The organism is Acidovorax sp. ACV01 (genome assembly GCF_014851495.1).
Taxonomy (GTDB): domain Bacteria; phylum Pseudomonadota; class Gammaproteobacteria; order Burkholderiales; family Burkholderiaceae_C; genus Acidovorax; species Acidovorax radicis.
Map to the genome: position 1 here is coordinate 22,475 of NZ_JACUZT010000016.1, position 17,248 is coordinate 39,722.

General features: G+C 64.9%; 16 protein-coding genes. 7 read left to right on the plus strand and 9 right to left on the minus strand.

Features of this window, described 5'->3' with window-relative positions:
- Positions 1-18: 18 nt before the first annotated feature.
- From IB243_RS26745 to IB243_RS26760, 4 genes are all read right to left on the minus strand, one after another.
- Positions 19-1,242 (minus strand): amidohydrolase, encoded by a 1,224-nt coding sequence (locus tag IB243_RS26745; RefSeq protein WP_370540401.1) that lies wholly within the window; start codon positions 1,240-1,242, stop codon positions 19-21.
- On the minus strand, positions 1,239-1,937 hold the full coding sequence (locus tag IB243_RS26750; protein ID WP_192430092.1) for an HAD-IA family hydrolase: 699 nt from the start codon (positions 1,935-1,937) through the stop codon (positions 1,239-1,241). Before IB243_RS26750 ends, IB243_RS26745 begins: the two co-directional genes overlap by 4 nt.
- Positions 1,938-2,159: 222 nt before the next feature.
- Positions 2,160-3,347: a PA0069 family radical SAM protein gene (locus IB243_RS26755; protein WP_192430093.1), complete on the minus strand. Its 1,188-nt coding sequence runs from the start codon at positions 3,345-3,347 to the stop codon at positions 2,160-2,162.
- Positions 3,348-3,411: 64 nt separating this feature from the next.
- Positions 3,412-4,311, minus strand: coding sequence for a LysR family transcriptional regulator (locus tag IB243_RS26760; RefSeq protein WP_192430094.1), 900 nt, complete (start codon positions 4,309-4,311; stop codon positions 3,412-3,414).
- A gap of 89 nt (positions 4,312-4,400) precedes the next feature.
- Between IB243_RS26760 and mdlC the strand changes: the two genes are divergently transcribed.
- From mdlC to IB243_RS26780, 4 genes are all read left to right on the plus strand, one after another.
- Positions 4,401-6,026 (plus strand): benzoylformate decarboxylase, encoded by a 1,626-nt coding sequence (gene mdlC, locus IB243_RS26765; RefSeq protein ID WP_192430095.1) that lies wholly within the window; start codon positions 4,401-4,403, stop codon positions 6,024-6,026.
- A gap of 94 nt (positions 6,027-6,120) precedes the next feature.
- Complete coding sequence (locus IB243_RS26770) at positions 6,121-7,122, plus strand: tripartite tricarboxylate transporter substrate binding protein (RefSeq protein ID WP_010460122.1); 1,002 nt, start codon at positions 6,121-6,123, stop codon at positions 7,120-7,122.
- A 72-nt stretch (positions 7,123-7,194) separates the two neighbouring features.
- Complete coding sequence (gene rnk, locus IB243_RS26775; RefSeq protein ID WP_192430096.1) at positions 7,195-7,608, plus strand: nucleoside diphosphate kinase regulator; 414 nt, start codon at positions 7,195-7,197, stop codon at positions 7,606-7,608.
- Positions 7,609-7,787: 179 nt separating this feature from the next.
- Complete coding sequence (locus tag IB243_RS26780; RefSeq protein WP_010460118.1) at positions 7,788-8,168, plus strand: hypothetical protein; 381 nt, start codon at positions 7,788-7,790, stop codon at positions 8,166-8,168.
- A gap of 154 nt (positions 8,169-8,322) precedes the next feature.
- On the opposite strand, the gene IB243_RS26785 is transcribed toward IB243_RS26780, so the two are convergent.
- Positions 8,323-9,450 carry an acyltransferase gene (locus tag IB243_RS26785; RefSeq protein ID WP_057225032.1) on the minus strand — a complete coding sequence of 376 codons (1,128 nt, stop codon included), beginning with the start codon at positions 9,448-9,450 and terminating at the stop codon, positions 8,323-8,325.
- Between the two features lie 187 nt (positions 9,451-9,637).
- On the opposite strand from IB243_RS26785, the gene IB243_RS26790 reads away from it, so the two are divergent.
- From IB243_RS26790 to IB243_RS26800, 3 genes are read left to right on the plus strand one after another with little or no spacing between them, the layout of a single operon-like run.
- Positions 9,638-10,219: a GbsR/MarR family transcriptional regulator gene (locus tag IB243_RS26790; protein ID WP_010460115.1), complete on the plus strand. Its 582-nt coding sequence runs from the start codon at positions 9,638-9,640 to the stop codon at positions 10,217-10,219.
- Between the two features lie 2 nt (positions 10,220-10,221).
- Complete coding sequence (locus tag IB243_RS26795; RefSeq protein WP_192430097.1) at positions 10,222-11,589, plus strand: cytochrome ubiquinol oxidase subunit I; 1,368 nt, start codon at positions 10,222-10,224, stop codon at positions 11,587-11,589.
- Between the two features lie 11 nt (positions 11,590-11,600).
- Complete coding sequence (locus tag IB243_RS26800) at positions 11,601-12,611, plus strand: cytochrome d ubiquinol oxidase subunit II (protein ID WP_057270733.1); 1,011 nt, start codon at positions 11,601-11,603, stop codon at positions 12,609-12,611.
- A 116-nt stretch (positions 12,612-12,727) separates the two neighbouring features.
- On the opposite strand, the gene IB243_RS26805 is transcribed toward IB243_RS26800, so the two are convergent.
- The 4 genes from IB243_RS26805 to IB243_RS26820 all read right to left on the minus strand — a co-directional run.
- Positions 12,728-13,861, minus strand: coding sequence for an ABC transporter substrate-binding protein (locus IB243_RS26805; RefSeq protein ID WP_057270734.1), 1,134 nt, complete (start codon positions 13,859-13,861; stop codon positions 12,728-12,730).
- Positions 13,862-14,074: 213 nt separating this feature from the next.
- Positions 14,075-15,028 carry a nitronate monooxygenase family protein gene (locus tag IB243_RS26810; protein WP_010460107.1) on the minus strand — a complete coding sequence of 318 codons (954 nt, stop codon included), beginning with the start codon at positions 15,026-15,028 and terminating at the stop codon, positions 14,075-14,077.
- A gap of 144 nt (positions 15,029-15,172) precedes the next feature.
- Complete coding sequence (locus IB243_RS26815) at positions 15,173-16,963, minus strand: acyl-CoA dehydrogenase (protein ID WP_192430098.1); 1,791 nt, start codon at positions 16,961-16,963, stop codon at positions 15,173-15,175.
- A gap of 70 nt (positions 16,964-17,033) precedes the next feature.
- Positions 17,034-17,248: electron transfer flavoprotein subunit alpha/FixB family protein (locus tag IB243_RS26820; protein ID WP_225585410.1), on the minus strand; the 215-nt coding region annotated here is incomplete at its 5' end.

The following is a 17,248-nucleotide window of genomic DNA, read 5'->3' on the forward strand; positions in this document are numbered from 1 at the left end:
AAACCGTGCAAAGCAGGGTTAGCGGGATGTGGGCTGCGCCGCCAGGGCGCGGGCGGCGATTTCGCATAACCAGCGCACCCCCAAGGGCAGCGCGTCGTCGTTGAAGTCGTAGCAAGGGTGGTGCAGGGCGCGTTCGCCCTCGGGACCAGGGCTGGCGCGGCCCTGGCCCAGCCACAGGTAGGCACCGGGCTTGCGCTGCAGCATGAAGGCGAAGTCCTCCGATGTGAAGGCAGCGCGGGACGCCACCTCCGCCTGCAGGCCCACGGCCTGGCCAGCCTGCAGCGCCAGCGCGGCCTCGGCGGCGGTATTGATGGTGGCGGGGTAGTAGCGCTGGTAGCTGACCTGCACCTCGGTGCCACTGGCCAGGGCCACGCCCTGGGCGGTGGCGCGCAGGGCGGCTTCGATGCGGTCTTGCGCAGCGGCATCAAAGCTGCGCACGGTGCCGGTGATCTGCACCTCGGCGGGCAGCACGTTGTGGCTGTGACCGCCTTCGATGCGCGTGACGGACAGCACGGCCGATTCGCTGGGGTCGATGCGCCGGGCCACGATGGTGTTGAGCTGCGCCACCAATTGGCTGGCGGCCAGGATGGCGTCGGGGGTGTGGTGGGGTTGGGCCGCATGGCCGCCCTTGCCCCGCACGGTGATGTCAAACCGGTCGGCCGCCGCCATGATGGGGCCGGGGCGCGTTTGCGCGTGGCCCAGGGGCAGATCGGGCCAGTTGTGCAAGGCATAGACGCTGTCGCACGCAAAGCGATCGAACAGGCCGTCTTCGATCATGCGGGCGGCCCCCGCCTTGCCCTCTTCGGCAGGCTGGAAGATGAACTGCACCGTTCCACACAGGCCCAGCGCCTGGTGGGTGCGGGCCAGCTGGCGCGCCGCGCCGATGAGCATGCTGGTGTGGCCATCGTGCCCGCAGCCGTGGTGTGTGCCAGGGTGGCGACTGGTGTAGGCGTGCTGGCCCAGTTCCACCATGGGCAGGGCGTCCATGTCGGCCCGCAAACCTACGCTGGGGCCCGCACCGGCACCGCCGCAATGCAGCGTGCCCACGACGCCGGTGCCGCCCACGCCTTCGGCCACCTGCAGGCCCAGCAGGCGCAGCGATTGCGCCACGATGCCTGCGGTGCGGCGCTCTTCGTAGGCCAGCTCGGGGTGGGCGTGCAGGTCTTGCCGCAGCGCGACCAGATCGGGCAGCAGGTCTGCCACAGGCTCGGCCAGCGCGGCCATATCCAGTGCCTGGGTCATTGGCCCGCTTCCACGGCGTCCGCCAGTTGGGCCAGGGTGTGGAAGTGGTAGTCGGGCACGGTGTGCTCTGATTCGATGGTGCCGCCGGAGCTGGTCAGGCCGTGGCGGCGTTCGATCCAGCAGGTGGTGATACCGAGCTTCTTGGAGATGCCGATGTCGTGGTACTGGCTTTGCGCCACGTGCAAATTGCCGGCCTGGGTGTAGCCCCAGGCACCTTCGTAGCGGCCCCGGGCGTAGGCAAAGTAGCGGGCATCGGGCTTTTCGCACAGGGCGTCGTCGCAGCTGAGCAGCAGGTCAAACGGCGAGCCCAGCGTTTTCTGGAAGTGCTGCAACGCCCAGGTTTGCGCGTTGGTCATGGTCACAAGTTTGAAGTGCTTGTGCAGGCGGGCCAGGGCTTCGATGGAGTCGGGGAACGCGGGCCACTGCGCGACCGAGTCGCGAAAGCCTTCGGCCAGCGCGTTGCTGTCGGGCAGGCCCAACTGCGGGGCGATGGCGTGCCAGCAGCGCACCAGGTCGTTGGGGTACCAGTCAGTGTCGGGGCTTTTGCGGGCGGCCCGGTAGGCGGCCAAAAACTGCTCATCGGTCACAGGGCTGGCGGGGACCGCCTGGCGCAGGTAGGCCAGCATGCCACCTTCAAAGTCGATCAGGGTGCCAACCACATCAAAGGTCAGCACTTTGAAATCACGCAAGGCCATGGGTACTCCTCAAATAAGCAAACTTTTGTCGACGCGGCCAGCGCCACATCGGGGTGTAAGAAGCTTAGGAGCGGGTGCCCGCCAGCGGGCACTGAACCAGCGGGGTGCCGCAGCAGCGAATTGCGTTTTTGGGGGCCTGCTGCGCAGATTGTGAGAAGGGCACCAGGGCAAGGCGTGGCGTCACCTTGGTGGTGCAGGCCCGGAGAGTCCGGAAGCAGGCTTCTAAAAAAGGCTGCCCTGCCCTCGCAGCAGCCCGGGCCTGAACTGGCCCAGGTCCAGGCCTTCGCGCTCGCGGTTCAGGCCCAGGCGGCGGCAGGTGGTGGCAAAACGCTGGCGCACCAGGTCGGCCCACAGGCCGCTGCCTTTCATGCGGGAGGCAAAGTCGCTGTTGTAGGCCTTGCCTGCGCCACGCTGTGCGTCCGTGAGGTTGTGCAGGTCTTGCACGCGCGCCATCACGCGGGCGGCGCGCTGCGGGTAGTGCACCGTGAGCCATTCGCGAAACAGGGTGTCCAGCTCCCACGGCAGGCGCAGCACGGTGTAGAAGGCGGTGCGCGCTCCCGCATCGCGAGCGGCCTCCAGCACCTGTTCCATGTCTTCGGTGATGAAGGGGATTTGCGGCGCCACACTCACGCCCACGGGTACACCCGCCTCGGCCAGCGCACGGATGGTGCGCAGGCGCCGGTGGGGCGCTGCGGCGCGCGGCTCCATGCGGCGGGCCAGGGCGGCATCGAGCGTGGTGATGGTGACGTACACCGCCGCCAGGCGCTGCGCGGCCAAGGGGGCGAGCAAATCCAGGTCGCGCTCCACGCCGCTGGATTTGGTGATGAGCGAAAACGGGTGGCGTGCGTCGCGCATCACCTCGATGAGGCTGCGGGTGAGCTTCAGTTCGCGCTCCACAGGCTGGTAGCAATCAGTGGCCGAGCCGATGTTGATCAGACGGGGCACGTAGCGCGGTGCGCTCAGCTCGCTGCGCAGCACCTCGGCAATGTTGTGCTTGGCCACGATCTGCGTTTCAAAGTCGAGCCCTGGCGAGAAGTTGAGGTAGCTGTGTGTAGGCCGTGCGTAGCAGTAAATGCAGCCGTGCTCGCAGCCCCGGTAAGGATTGACGGACAGCTCGAAAAAGATGTCGGGCGAATCGTTGGCGCAGATGGCACTGCGCGCGGTCTCCAGGTGCACGGTGGTGGCGGGCGCCGGCGCGCAGTCCTCACCAGCATCATCATCACCATTTCCCTGCCCGCTAGCGTCCTGGCCAACGCGCCCCCAGCCATCATCCACTACCTCCCGCACATCGCGCGTGAACCGGTGCGGCATGGCTGTGGCAGCACCCCTGCCACGGATGGCCTGGACCGGTATGCGTATTTCCACCGGCCCTTCTGGCAGGTCAGGATCGGTGGCGGAGCTGTGCTTCATAACTGTATAAATATACAGTTATTTGATTCCCCATGCACGCACCGAGCCAGGAAGGGCCGCAGCCCTACTCCCTGAAGAGTTTTTCGATCAAACCGCGCATCCACTGGTTGCCGGGGTCGCTTTCAAAACGGCGGCTCCAGTGCAGCGACACCGTGAAGTCACGCAGCGGCAGCGCGGGCTCGATGATGGTGTAGCCCGCGTCGGCAGCAAAGGTCTGGGCGATGTTGCGGGGCATGACCACGGCCAGGTCCGTGCCGCGCACGATGGAGGGCAGCGCCATGAAATGCTCAGTGGTCAGGCGCAGGCGGTCTTGCAGCTGTTGCATCTCCAGGATACGCAAGGTGTCCGAGTGGGTGCGCACCGCCACAAACTCCAGTTGCCGCAGATCCTGGAGCAAGGCGGGCCCGCTGCGCCGGCGCTGGGTGAACGGATGGCCCGCGCGCAGAAGCACGATGTACCGGTCCCGGAGCAGCTCCACGCGCTGGGTGTCTTTCACGGTGGGCAGAAAACCGAACGCAAAGTCGATGCGGCCGCTGTCGAGCAGGGGCGCAATGTCACTGCGCGGCGCGGGCTGCGTCTCCAGCCGCACACCAGGCGCCTGGGCCTGCAGAGCGGCCATCAGGGCAGGCAGAAATCGCCCCTCGCCGATATCGCTCATGTGGACACGGAACACCTTGCGCGACTGCAGGGGGTCGAACAGGGCCGACTCGTTGAGGGCCTCTTCCAGCAAACCGAGCGCGCTGCGCACGGCGTCAGCCAGCCGGTCGGCCTTGGGAGTGGGCTGCACGCCGCCGCCCGCGCGCACAAAGAGCGGGTCTTTGATCAGCAACCGCAGCCGCGTCAGCGCCTGGCTGGCGGCTGGCTGGGTCAGGTCCAGCATTTCGGCGGCCCGGCTCACGTTGCGCGTGCGGTAGACCGCATCGAACAGCCGCAGCAGGTTGAGGTCGATGTCCTTGATATGCATTGATTGAATACTGCTTAGTCATTTCATTGTATTGATGGATAGAGCATGCAGGCCGAAGATCAAGGCCTTCATCACGCAACACCCCCGCCATGCACCAGGCCTCTCCTCAAAAAGCCGCAACCGCCACGCGCCCCGCATCCGTCCGCCCTTCGGTACGCGAGGTGGTGCTCGACCTGCTGCGTGGATTCCAGATCAACACCATCTTTGGCAACCCGGGCTCCACCGAGTTGCCGCTGTTCCTCGATTTCCCCAGCGACTTCCGCTACATCCTGGGCCTGCAGGAATCGGTGGTGGTGGGCATGGCCGATGGCTATGCGCAGGCCACCCACAACGCCGCGTTTGTGAACCTGCATTCGGCGGCCGGTGTGGGGCATGCCATGGGCAACATCTTCACGGCGCACAAGAACCGCACGCCCATGGTGATCACTGCAGGCCAGCAGGCCCGGTCCATCCTGCCGTTCGACCCATTCCTGTTCTCGGGCCAGGCCACCGAGTTGCCCAAGCCCTACGTGAAGTGGAGCGTGGAGCCCGCCCGCGCCGAAGACGTGCCGCTGGCCATTGCCCGGGCCTACTACATCGCCATGCAGCAGCCGCGCGGGCCGGTGCTGGTCTCCATCCCTGCCGACGACTGGGAAAAGCCTTGCGAGCCGCTGAAGGCCCGCATGGTCAGCACCGAAACGCGGCCCGAGCCCCGCGTGCTGGACGCCATTGGCAACGCGCTGGACGCCGCGCAGCGCCCCGTGCTGGTGGTGGGTGCGGCGGTGGACCGAGATCACGCGTGGGATGCTGTAGTGCAGTTAGCCGAGCGGCACCACGCAGCCGTGTGGATTGCCCCCATGGCGGGCCGATGTGGTTTTCCGCAGGACCACCGTCTGTTCGCCGGGGTGCTGCCCCCCATGCGCGAGAAGATCGTGTCGTTGCTCGCGGGCCATGACCTCGTGTTTGCGCTGGGTGCCGCTGCCTTCACATACCACGTGGAAGGGTTCGGCCCCCATGTGCCACCCGGTGCACAACTTGTGCAACTGATCGAAGACCCCGGCACCGCCGCCTGGACGCCCGAAGGCACCTCGGCCGTGGGTGGCATCCGTCTGGGGGTGCTGGACCTGCTGGCACGCCCGGCACCACCGCCGCGCGCCCTGCCCCCACCCCGCCCGGCGCGCCCGCGCGTGGAACCCTTGGGGCCGCTGATGAGCGTTCCGTATGTGATGCAGTCACTGGCCGAGGTGCGCGACGCGGCGTCCATCGTGGTGGAAGAAGCCCCCAGCTCGCGCGCGGCCATGCAGGCCTACCTGCCCATTGTGCAGAGCGAAACTTTCTACACGATGTGCAGCGGTGGCCTGGGCTATGGCATGCCCGCCGCCGTGGGTGTGGCACTGGCCAAACCGGACAAAAAGGTGATCGGGCTGCTAGGTGACGGTTCGGCGATGTACTCCATCCAGGCCCTGTGGAGTGCGGCCCAGCTCAAGCTACCCATCACCTTCATCATCCTCAAGAACCGGCGCTACGCGGCGCTGCAGGAGTTCGCGCCCACCTTCGGATTCCACGAAGGCGACAAGCTCGAAGGCACAGACCTGCCAGACCTCGACTTCCTTGCGCTCGCCCGTGGCCAGGGCTGCGAGGCCGTGCGCGTGAGCGACCCCGCCTTGCTGCAACAGGTGCTGCGCGACGCGCTGGCCAGCCAGCACGCCATCCTGGTCGAGGTGGATGTGGCCTGAAAGTCCCCACACGACCCGGCCCTCCCTGCTCACCGCATCACCCCGACACACCAGACCCGGCACAACCGGGCACTCACCTTGACCGGAGACAAACATGCAAACCGTACACAACCCGCCCGCCCCAACCACCCGCCACCTGCTGAGCGCGCTGGCATGCGCCGCCGCCAGCCTGCTGCTCACCACCGCAGCCATGGCAGACACCTGGCCCAGCAAGCCGATCAAGGTCATCGTTAATTTTCCCGCAGGGGGCGCAGCCGACCAGATTGCGCGCGCCGTCACCCAGCCCCTGCAGGCCGCGTTGGGCCAACCGGTGGTGGTGGAAAACCGTGGCGGTGCGGGCGGCAACATCGGCGGGGAGGCCGTGGCCAAGTCCCCGGCCGATGGCTATACCTTGCTCATGAGCTCGGGCGGCATGGTGTCGGTCAACCCGCACCTGTATCCCAAGATGCCGTTTGATCCGGTCAAGGACCTGACACCCGTGGCCGCCGCAGCGCGGGTGCTGGTGTTTCTGGAGGTGAGGCCCTCGCTGCCGGTCAACACCATCCAGGAGTTTCTGGCCCATTTGAAGGCCAACCCTGGCAAGCTGAGCTTTGGCACCCCGGGCAATGGCAGCTCGCCCCACCTGGCGGCAGAGATGCTCAAGGCCCAGGCTAATCTGTTTGCGGTGCATGTGCCTTACCGGGGCGCGGCACCCGCCATGCAGGACCTGCTGGGGGGTCAGCTGGACTTCATGTTCGACCCCGGAATCGGCCTGCAACACGTGAAGGCGGGCAAGCTCCGGCTGCTGGCCGTGGGCAGCGCCAGACGTTCGCCCCTGTTCCCCGACGTTCCCACACTGGACGAAGTGGGCCTGAAGGGCTTTGACGCAGACACCTGGTTTGGCTTTTATGCACCCGCGGGCACTCCGCCCGACGTGGTCACACGCCTGAACCGGGAGATCAACAAGGTGCTGGGCACGCAGGCCGTCAAGGACCGCATCGCGGCGCTGGGCGGGGTACCCGCCCCCATGTCGCCCGCCGACTTCAACGCACGGGCCTCCATCGACAGCGCGCGGTTTGGCGCACTGATCAAGGCGCGCAACATCCAGGGAGATTGACCGCGCACGGCAGTGCGAGATTCGCGATGGTCTACAGTCCCGCGCTTTGCAACCACCTACCGAGGTACCGCCATGGCGCGCAAGCCCCAGATCATCCTGTCGTCGCTCGACGTTGACCGCATCGAGGCCCTGCTGGCCGCGATCCCGGCCAGCGTCTTTCCGGGCAAGGCCGAGTTGCAGGCAGAGCTGGACCGGGCAGACGTGGTGGCGCCCGAAGAAATTCCGCCCCATGTGGTCACGATGAACTCCACCGTGCAGTTCTCGATTCTGGAGACCGGCAAGGAGTTCTGCCTGACGCTGGTCTACCCGCGCGACATGGATGGCAGCACGGACAGGCTCTCGATCTTTGCGCCCGTGGGCAGCGCCTTGCTGGGCCTGGCGGTGGGCGATGAACTGGCCTGGCCCGGGCCAGGCGGCAAGTCGATGACGGTGCAGGTGAAAGACATCTTGTACCAGCCTGAAAGTGCGGGCGAGCTGCACCGCTGAATTTGTCCCCTGAGGCCCTACGAGCCCTCCCCTCGCTCCCGCATCGCTACGCTGAGCGCAGGGATACGCAGCCCTCGCCGCGGGGCAGCCCTTGCTCGGCGGCCCTGACCAGGAAAGCGCCGGTTTCGCAGGTGGGGGGGTAGCGCGCAGTGCCATGTGCCGCGACAATGGCACCCGCCATGACCACGCCGCCCCCTCCAGATCCCACCGCGCTGCCTGAAACGTTCGATCCGGATTCCACCCTCGCATTCCAGCGGCGGATGGAACGGGCCCCCGAGTGGTTCTGCTCCTTCCTCGCCGGCAACAGCCGCGAGAAAAGCCGTCTCAAACGCGAGATGGCGACAATGAAAGGTTCTGTGGTGTGGCTCGTGCAGCAGCGGCGCCAGGGCAACTGGGACGCCACGGAACGCGCCCATTTGCGCGATGTGATGCGGTCAGCGTCTTCCGTCAGCCCTTACCTGTTCATCTGGGTGATTCCAGGATCGATGCTGTTACTGCCCTTCATGGCCTGGTTTCTGGACCAGCAACGCAAACGCCGCGAGCGCTTGCCGCCCACCTGACGCGTACTCCGGTTTTACCGCCCCTTTGCGGCCCACGGTGTGAACACGTCTAAGGGCCGCCCCGCCGCACTGGCTGCGCCCTCCTTCCCCAATGTCGGAGCCATTCGGGAGAAGGGAGATGGTGCGCAGCGCCTCCGGGGAATGGTCCGAATGCTTAGGCCCAGTTGTTCGAGACCGCCACCAACAAACCCGTGCCCACCAGTCCCGCCTGCCAGCGCAGGGCCGTGGCCCACGACGGCACATGCCGCTCCACCCGCAGGTACAAGAGTCGCCCCGCTGCGAGCGAGAGAGCAAAGGCCAGCAGCATGCCCAGCGCATTGAGCACCGGCGAGTCCGGCCACAGCTGGCTAACAACTGCGTTGACCAGCAGGCACACCGAGAAATGCACCAGGAAGACCGAGTAGGACATCTGTCCCAGTTGCACCAGTGGCGCAATCCCTGTCCATGACCGCACACGCTCGGAGCGCATGGCTGCGACCAGGCAGAGCGCCGTGACAACGGCCACAGCAATGCGGCCCCGGAAATCCATCGCCAGCGCGGCACCACCCAGCAGCACCATGGCCGCCAGCCAGCCCTGCGCCTGGTGCCCATGGGGCGCCCGCACGGCCCAATACGCCAGCATGCCCAGCCCGTAGGCTCCAAAAAAATACAGTGCCCACATGTCAAGGGCCCCCATGCGGTTGAACACCCACAACGAAGCCGCCGTGCCCGCCACCACAAGCACCTGGGCCAGGGCAGCCGCATGCCGCCGCGCCCAGGCCCCTGGCAGCGCCTTGACGCCCGCAAGCAGCAGCACGGTCAACGCAAACAACTGGAAGTCGATGGCGACGTACCAGACCCCTGCGGACAACGCGTCTTCACCCACAATGTCCTGCAGCAGCAAGGCGTTCGCCAGCAATTGGGACAGCGTGGGCTGCTCAGGCACCGAAGGGTGCTCCATCCAGTGCCGGACCAGCGCGGACACCACCACCGACAGGAGCAATGCCACGGCATAAGGCACCACCAGCCGGACAAACCGTTTGGCAATGGCATTGCCCGCATGGTCAAAACGTGCCACACCCTGTGGCGCCAGGCTGGCGGCGGCCAGGTAGCCGCCCAGCACCAGAAACACCTGCACGGCCATGCGACCGTAGTCATACAGCCAGGCCATCAATGTGGGCGCCAGCGGATGGGCGATGTCTGACATCGGGCCGTAAAAGGCCAGGTGGTGCCAGACGATGGTGGCGCACGCCATGCCTTTGATCATGTCGATCAGCGGTGTGCGGGAGGTGGGGGAAGACATGTTGTTGTGGATGGACTCAACCAGCCAGAGCGCGGCATGACCCTGGGGCAAACCCGGTATTGTCCTCTGTCAGGGGGTTTTTTGCATGCCCTTCGTGTCTCCGCCTTGTCAATGCGATGCACTCCATAATTTACTGAATTTTCAGTAAATACTGAAATTCCAATAAATTGGCGCACAATACGCCTCCATGACCTATGTCAAAACCCTTCCCCCCCTGAACCGCCAGTTCGTGGCCCACTTCGGCGAAATGGGCAGCCGCTGGGGCATCAACCGCACCGTGGGGCAGATGTACGCCCTCATCTTCCTGTCGCCGCGCCCGCTCAATGCGGACGAGATCGCCGAAACACTGGAGTTCTCGCGCTCCAACGTGAGCATGGGGCTCAAGGAGCTACAGGCCTGGCGGTTGGTAAAACTGAGCCACCAGCCGGGTGACCGGCGCGAATATTTCGAGGCTCCCAAGGATGTGTGGGAGATCTTCCGTGTGCTGGCTGAAGAACGCCGCCGCCGCGAGATCGAACCCACCTTGTCGATGCTGCGCATGGCGCTGCTCGAAGAACCCTCCTCCGATGAGGAACGCCACGCCCAGGAGCGTATGCGCGAGATGCACGAACTCATCGACCGGCTCATGACCTGGTTTGACGATGTACAGCGCCTGGCGCCCGAGACGGCGATGCAGCTCATGGGCATGGGCACAGCCGTGACCCGCGTGCTCGAGTTCAAGGACCGGCTCACCGGCAAGGGCGGCAGCGCGACCGGCAAGGGCGGCTGAGCATGGATGCATTCACACTGTCGCGCATCCAGTTCGCGGCCAACATCAGCTTTCACATCCTGTTCCCCACCATCACGATCGCGCTGTGCTGGTTTCTGGTGTTCTTTCGGCTGCGCCACACGGCCACACGGGGCACACCGGCCGCACAGGGCTGGGAGCAGGCTTACTACTTCTGGACCAAGGTGTTTGCGCTGACCTTTGCCATGGGTGTCGTGTCGGGCATCACGATGAGCTTTCAGTTCGGTACCAACTGGCCGGGCTTCATGGAGCATGTGGGCAATATTGCCGGACCGCTGCTGGGCTATGAGGTGCTCACGGCCTTCTTCCTGGAAGCCACGTTCCTGGGCATCATGCTGTTTGGCCGGGGGCGCGTGTCCGAGCGAGTGCACCTGATTGCCACGCTGATGGTGGCCTTTGGCACCACGCTGTCAGCCTTCTGGATCCTGAGCCTGAACTCATGGATGCAAACGCCCGTGGGCTACCAAATCATCGATGGCAAGTTCCACGCCGTGGACTGGTTGGCGATTGTGTTCAACCCGTCCTTTCCCTACCGGCTGGGCCACAAGCTGCTGGCATCGGCCCTCACCGCAGGATTTCTGATCGCCGGGGTGAGTGCCTGGCAGCTCATCAAGGGCGTGGCCAACGAAGGCACGCGCAACGCACTGCGCACGGCCATCACCGCAGTGGCCATGGTGATCCCGCTGCAGATCTTCATGGGCGACCTGCATGGCCTGAACACGCTGGAACACCAGCCGGCCAAGATCGCCGCCATCGAAGGCATCTGGCATACCGAGAAGGGCGCGCCCCTGACGCTGTTCGGCCTGCCCAACGAAAAGGAAAGCCGCACGGACTACGCCCTGCAGATCCCCAAGGCTGCCAGCCTGATCCTGGCGCATGACATCGACGCGGAGCTGAAAGGGTTGAACGAGTTCCCCGGCGCCCATCCGCCGGTGGCGCCCGTGTTCTGGGGGTTCCGCGTGATGGTGGGCGTGGGCATGCTGATGCTTGCCGTGGCCTGGGTGGGTGCTTTTGTGCTGTATCGCCGCCGAAAGCAAGACCTGGCCACCCTGCCCCGGCCCCTGCTCGTCACGCTGGTGGGTATGGCATTTTCGGGCTGGGTGGCCACGCTGGCCGGGTGGTACGTGACCGAAATCGGCCGCCAGCCCTATCTGGTCTATGGCCTGTTCAAGACCGCCGACGCCGTGGCCCCACATGCGCCCGCCTTGGTCGCCAGCACGCTGGCCGCCTACCTCATCGTCTATGGGCTGCTGCTGGTAGCCTATGTGGGCGTGATCAAGTACATGGCCGAACACCCGGCCATGCCCACGCCTGCAGTGCCCCACCCCGCGCCGGCCCCTCGCACCGCTTAAGGAAGGTCCCCATGGATGCACTGAACTGGGCCACCGCCCTGCCCCTGATCTTCATGGCCGTGATGGGCCTGGCCCTGCTGGCCTATGTGATCCTCGACGGCTACGACCTGGGCGTGGGTATCCTGCTGCCTTTCGCCAGCGACACCGAGAAGGACGTGATGGTGTCCAGCATCGGCCCCTTCTGGGACGCCAACGAGACCTGGCTGGTGCTGGGCGTGGGCGTGCTGCTGATCTGTTTTCCGACAGCGCACGGCGTGGTGCTGTCGGCGCTGTACCTGCCCGTGGCGGTCATGCTGGTGGGCCTGATACTGCGCGGTGTGGCGTTCGACTTTCGCGTGAAAGCCCGCGACACGCACAAGACTACCTGGAACCGCCTGTTTGCGGCAGGCTCGCTGGCGACCACCCTGGCCCAGGGCTGGATGCTGGGGGCGTACATCACCGGTTTTCAGAATGACACCTGGGGCCTGCTGTTCTCCGCAGGCATTGCCATCACCCTGCCTGCGGCCTACGCAATGCTCGGCGCAGGCTGGCTCCTCATGAAGACCGATGGCGATCTGCAGCGCAAGGCCGCCCGGTGGGGACAGGGGGCACTGTGGCCCATGGGGTTTGCGCTCATGGGCATCTCACTGGCCACACCGCTGGTCAGCCCCACCGTGTTTGCCAAGTGGTTTGTGCTGCCCGAGCTGTTTGCGCTGCTGCCCATCCCGCTGGCCTGCGTGGCGGCCTTCTTTGCCATCCGCCACGTACTGGGCACACCACGGGTAGTGCAGGCGGGCTACGGCTGGATCGTGTTCGGGGCCACCGTGTTGATCTTTGTGCTGGCGTTCCTGGGCTTGGCCTACAGCATCTATCCCTACATCGTGATCGACCGCCTGACCGTGTGGCAAGCCGCCAGCGCCACCGAATCGCTGGTGGTGATCGGCATCGGCATGGCCATCACGCTGCCCGCGATCATTCTCTACACCATCTTCATGTACCGGGTGTTCTGGGGCAAGGCGCGGGAGCTGACATATGGGTTGTGAGCGGCGCGCAATCCGGCTGACACGGTGCCACATCCCGCCCCAGCCTGTGTGACGAGCGCTGCCCGGATGGTTGGAACGAAATCCCTTGCGAGATCGTGAACAGGCTCCAAGGGGGCTCAATATCTCAAGCTACCCTCGGCATCCACGATCGCCAGCTCCACATAGGTGGAGCCGTTGTGGCTCTTGGGCGAGTATTTGACGTTAAAGCGCCCAAAGGATATTTCACCGGCATCTTCCATCGTCTTGATAAAGGACTCCGTGGTCAGGTTGCGCCCGGTGCGGCGCAATCCCTCCACCAGCAGCCGGGCATGCACGAATCCCTCGAACTGCGAGGCCGAAGGCTGGGCGCTTGGTGACTTGGCGCGCAGAAGGGCCAGGTATTCGGCTACCACGGGCACCGTGGTGCTGCGCAGCGACGGCATGATCTGCGCCAGGATGATGCCGCGCGCCTTGTCCTTGAGTTCGCGGTGGATCACGTCCATGCTGGCCACGGAGAATCCGTAGTACGCAGGCCGCGCCGCTGTCGATTGCACAGCCTTGATGTAGCTGGTGAACGTGGTTCCTGCGGTCGCCACGATCACTGCCTGGGGCTGGGCAGCTTCGGTGGCCCGGGCCGCGGCGGCAAAGTCGGGCTGCTTGGGGTCTACCTTGATTTCTGCCACGAAGGCCAGTTTTTCCTCGTCGGAGGCTTTCTTGAGCTCTGCCAGCAAGGTCTTGCCCAGCCCGTCATCCTGGTAGAACACGGCCACGCGGCTCATGCCCTGCTGGCGCAGCTGCGAGACGATTTTTCCTGCCTCGCTCGCATAACCTGCACGCACGTGAAAGACATAGGGGTTGAGGGTTTCGCGAAACACCGAGGCCCCGGTGACCGGACCAAACAGCAGCGTGCGGTGCTCCTTGATCAGCGGCAGGATGGCCGCCGTCTGCGCCGTGCCGGTGCTGTTGTAGATCATGAAAACCTTGTCGGCTTCCACCAGCTGGCGCGTGTTCTCCACCGCTTTTTGTGGGTCGAAACCGTCGTCGAGTGTGGTGTAGCGGATCATGCGGCCATGCACGCCGCCCTGAGCGTTCACCGCGTCGAACATGAGCCGCGAACCTTCGCCGTATTGGGCAGTCTGGGGCCCCAGCGGGCCCGACAGCACAGCCGATGCCCCGAGGCGAATTTCATCGGCGGTCACGCCCTCGTTGCGGGCCTGCACCCAACCACTGGCGCCAAGGGCCAACAACAGCACCAAAAACGGACGAAACATCACAGGCCCCCAGCTTTCAAAAAGTTGCCCAGCGCCCCACCGATCAGCACAGCCCGGAGTGGATTTCTGGTTATAAACCATCATCATCATCCGCAACCAAACCGTCTATTGGGGGTTTGCCCTGTCGCGCTCAGCCTACAAATGGCTTCGCCCGCAACACGCACATGATGGCGCGATGCGGGCGATGAAGGGGGAAACGCAACGAGCCGTGGGTCAGAGCTTCAGCCGTGCCCGGGCCGCCTCGTATTCGGTGCGCAACTTGGCGACCAGCTCGGCCGTGCTGGTGACGGCATTGACGGCGCCAATGCCCTGGCCGCAGCCCCAGATGTCCTTCCAGGCTTTCTTGGCGTCGCCGCCAAAGTTCATCTTGCTCGGGTCCGATTCGGGCAGGTTGTCGGGGTCCATGCCAGCCGCGCGGATCGATGGGGCCAGGTAGTTGCCGTGCACGCCGGTGAACAGGTTGCTGTAGACGATATCGTCGGAGCTGCCCGCAACGATGGCCTGCTTGTAATCATCGCTGGCACGCGCTTCGTGTGTGGCGATGAAGGCCGAGCCGATGTAGCCAAAATCTGCGCCCATGGCCTGTGCCGCCAGCACCGCATCACCGCTGGCGATGGAGCCACTGAGCGCGATGGGGCCGTCGAACCACTGGCGGATCTCCTGGATCAGCGCGAACGGGCTCTTTACGCCCGCATGGCCACCGGCACCGGCGGCCACGGCGATCAGGCCGTCGGCGCCCTTCTCGATGGCCTTGTGGGCGAACTTGTTGTTGATGATGTCGTGCAGCACCACGCCGCCCCAGGCATGCACGGCCTGGTTCACGTCCTCGCGCGCGCCCAGGCTGGTGATGATGATCGGCACCTTGTACTTGGCGCAGACCTGCATGTCGTGCTCGAGGCGGTCATTGCTCTTGTGCACGATCTGGTTGATGGCGAAGGGCGCGGCGGGCTTGTCCGGATTCGCCTTGTTGTAGGCGGCCAGCGTCTCGGTGATCTCGGCCAGCCATTCGTCGAGCAACTCGGCTGGGCGGGCATTGAGCGCGGGCATGGAACCCACCACGCCGGCCTTGCACTGCTCGATCACGAGCTTGGGGTTGCTGATGATGAACAGCGGCGACCCGATGACGGGGAGCGAGAGGTTCTGCAAAACGGGAGGCAGTTTGGACATGGCAACAACTTCCAGGAACAGGTTTTTGATTGAAATAAGCCTCTAGCGCTTATTCAACAAGCGCAAGTAGCTATTGTTTTTATAGCAAATCCTGTACCCTGTACAGGCCTTGCCTCACTCCTCAACGGCTGGCGGCTGCGGTCCTCAGAACGCTTCCAGCGCCAGCTCGGTCACACTGGCGGCCCCTTCCACAATGCTGTCGCGCAGACCGGGGGCCTTCACCAGGATGTGGTCGGCATAAAACTGGGCCGTGGTGATTTTTGCGCGCATGAAGGCTGCGTCCTGTCCCTTTTGCAACAGTTCCTGCGCCACCAGCAGGCTGCGCGCCAGTTGCCAGCCCGCGACCACATTGCCTGCCAGCATGAGGTAGGGCACGCTGCCCGCGAACACGGCGTTGGGCTGGGCTTTGGTGCCACCGGCCACAAAGTCGATCACGTCGAGCAGCGCCTTGCGTGCGGCAGTCAGGCGCTTGGCCACGGCCAGGGCGGCTGGGGTGCCGCTGGCCAGCAGTTCGCTTTCAGTCTTCTCGATCTGCGCGGCGATGCCCTTGGCCACCTGGCCGCCATCGCGTGCCGTCTTGCGGCCCACCAGGTCGTTGGCCTGGATGGCGGTGGTGCCTTCGTAGATGGTCAAGATCTTGGCATCACGGTAGTACTGCGCGGCGCCGGTTTCTTCAATGAAGCCCATGCCGCCGTGCACCTGCACGCCCAGGCTGGTCACTTCCAGGCTGGTCTCGGTGCTGTAGCCCTTGACCAGCGGCACCATGAATTCATAGAACGCCTGGTTCTGCTTGCGCGTATCGGCATCCGGGTGGTGGTGCGCGGCGTCGAATGCGGCAGCTGCCACGGTGGCCATGGCGCGGCAGCCTTCCACCGTGGCGCGCATGGTCATGAGCATGCGCTTCACATCGGGGTGGTGAATGATGGCAGCGCTGGCGGCAATGGAGCCGTCCACCGGGCGGCTCTGCACGCGGTCCTTGGCGTACTGCACGGCCTTCTGGTAGGCGCGCTCGGAGATCGCGATGCCCTGCATGCCCACGGCGTAGCGCGCGGCGTTCATCATGATGAACATGTATTCGAGGCCACGGTTTTCCTCGCCGACCAGGTAGCCCACCGCGCCACCGTGGTCGCCGAACTGCAGCACCGCCGTGGGCGATGCCTTGATGCCCAGCTTGTGCTCGATGCTCACGCAGTGCGCGTCGTTGCGCGCGCCCAGCGTGCCGTCCTGGTTGACCATGAATTTGGGCACCACGAACAGGCTGATGCCCTTGACGCCCTCGGGCGCACCTGCCACGCGGGCCAGCACCAGGTGGACGATGTTCTCGGCCATGTCGTGTTCACCATAGGTGATGAAGATCTTGGTGCCGAAGACCTTGTAGCTGCCGTCGGCTTGGGGCTCTGCGCGTGTGCGCACCAGGGCCAGGTCCGAGCCCGCCTGGGGTTCGGTCAGGTTCATGGTGCCGGTCCACTCGCCGGTCACCAGCTTCTCGAGGTAGGTAGCCTTGAGCTCGTCGCTGCCGGCCGTGAGCAGCGCCTCGATGGCGCCGTCGGTCAGCAGCGGGCACAGTGCAAAGCTCATGTTGGCGCTGTTGGTCATCTCGATGCAGGCCGCGCCAATGGTCTTGGGCAGGCCCTGGCCGCCAAAGTCGGCCGGGTGCTGCAACCCCTGCCAGCCGCCTTCGCCGTACTGGCGGAAGGCTTCCTTGAAGCCGGGGGTGGTGGTGACGACACCGTCTTTCCAGCTCGATGGGTTCTTGTCACCCTCGAAGTTGAGCGGAGACAGCACCCCTTCATTGAACTTGGCGCACTCTTCCAGCACGGCGGCGGCCGTGTCGAGGCCCGCGTCTTCAAAGCCGGGGATTTGGGCGATCTGTTCAATGTTGGCCAGGTGCTCGATGGCGAACAGCATGTCCTTGAGGGGTGCGGTGTAACTCATGGATGTCTCCGGGAAATTTCGTCAAAAAAAAGGCATCGCAAGCGATGCCTTTGTATGCACAGGGGTGTTCTTACAGGGCCTTGACCAGCTCTGGCACCGCCGTGAACAGGTCGGCTTCCAGGCCATAGTCGGCCACGCTGAAGATCGGGGCTTCGGGATCCTTGTTGATCGCCACGATCACCTTGGAGTCCTTCATGCCGGCCAAATGCTGGATCGCGCCCGAGATACCCGCTGCGATGTACAGCTGGGGCGCCACGATCTTGCCGGTCTGGCCCACTTGCCAGT

Bases quoted from the DNA above. Each gene is read 5' to 3' on its own strand.
- IB243_RS26745 (WP_370540401.1), bottom strand. From the start codon at position 1,242: ATGACCCAGGCACTGGATATGGCCGCGCTGGCCGAGCCTGTGGCAGAC.
- IB243_RS26750 (WP_192430092.1), bottom strand. From the start codon at position 1,937: ATGGCCTTGCGTGATTTCAAAGTGCTGACCTTTGATGTGGTTGGCACC.
- IB243_RS26755 (WP_192430093.1), bottom strand. From the start codon at position 3,347: ATGAAGCACAGCTCCGCCACCGATCCTGACCTGCCAGAAGGGCCGGTG.
- IB243_RS26760 (WP_192430094.1), bottom strand. From the start codon at position 4,311: ATGCATATCAAGGACATCGACCTCAACCTGCTGCGGCTGTTCGATGCG.
- mdlC (WP_192430095.1), top strand. From the start codon at position 4,401: ATGCACCAGGCCTCTCCTCAAAAAGCCGCAACCGCCACGCGCCCCGCA.
- IB243_RS26770 (WP_010460122.1), top strand. From the start codon at position 6,121: ATGCAAACCGTACACAACCCGCCCGCCCCAACCACCCGCCACCTGCTG.
- rnk (WP_192430096.1), top strand. From the start codon at position 7,195: ATGGCGCGCAAGCCCCAGATCATCCTGTCGTCGCTCGACGTTGACCGC.
- IB243_RS26780 (WP_010460118.1), top strand. From the start codon at position 7,788: ATGACCACGCCGCCCCCTCCAGATCCCACCGCGCTGCCTGAAACGTTC.
- IB243_RS26785 (WP_057225032.1), bottom strand. From the start codon at position 9,450: ATGTCTTCCCCCACCTCCCGCACACCGCTGATCGACATGATCAAAGGC.
- IB243_RS26790 (WP_010460115.1), top strand. From the start codon at position 9,638: ATGACCTATGTCAAAACCCTTCCCCCCCTGAACCGCCAGTTCGTGGCC.
- IB243_RS26795 (WP_192430097.1), top strand. From the start codon at position 10,222: ATGGATGCATTCACACTGTCGCGCATCCAGTTCGCGGCCAACATCAGC.
- IB243_RS26800 (WP_057270733.1), top strand. From the start codon at position 11,601: ATGGATGCACTGAACTGGGCCACCGCCCTGCCCCTGATCTTCATGGCC.
- IB243_RS26805 (WP_057270734.1), bottom strand. From the start codon at position 13,861: ATGTTTCGTCCGTTTTTGGTGCTGTTGTTGGCCCTTGGCGCCAGTGGT.
- IB243_RS26810 (WP_010460107.1), bottom strand. From the start codon at position 15,028: ATGTCCAAACTGCCTCCCGTTTTGCAGAACCTCTCGCTCCCCGTCATC.
- IB243_RS26815 (WP_192430098.1), bottom strand. From the start codon at position 16,963: ATGAGTTACACCGCACCCCTCAAGGACATGCTGTTCGCCATCGAGCAC.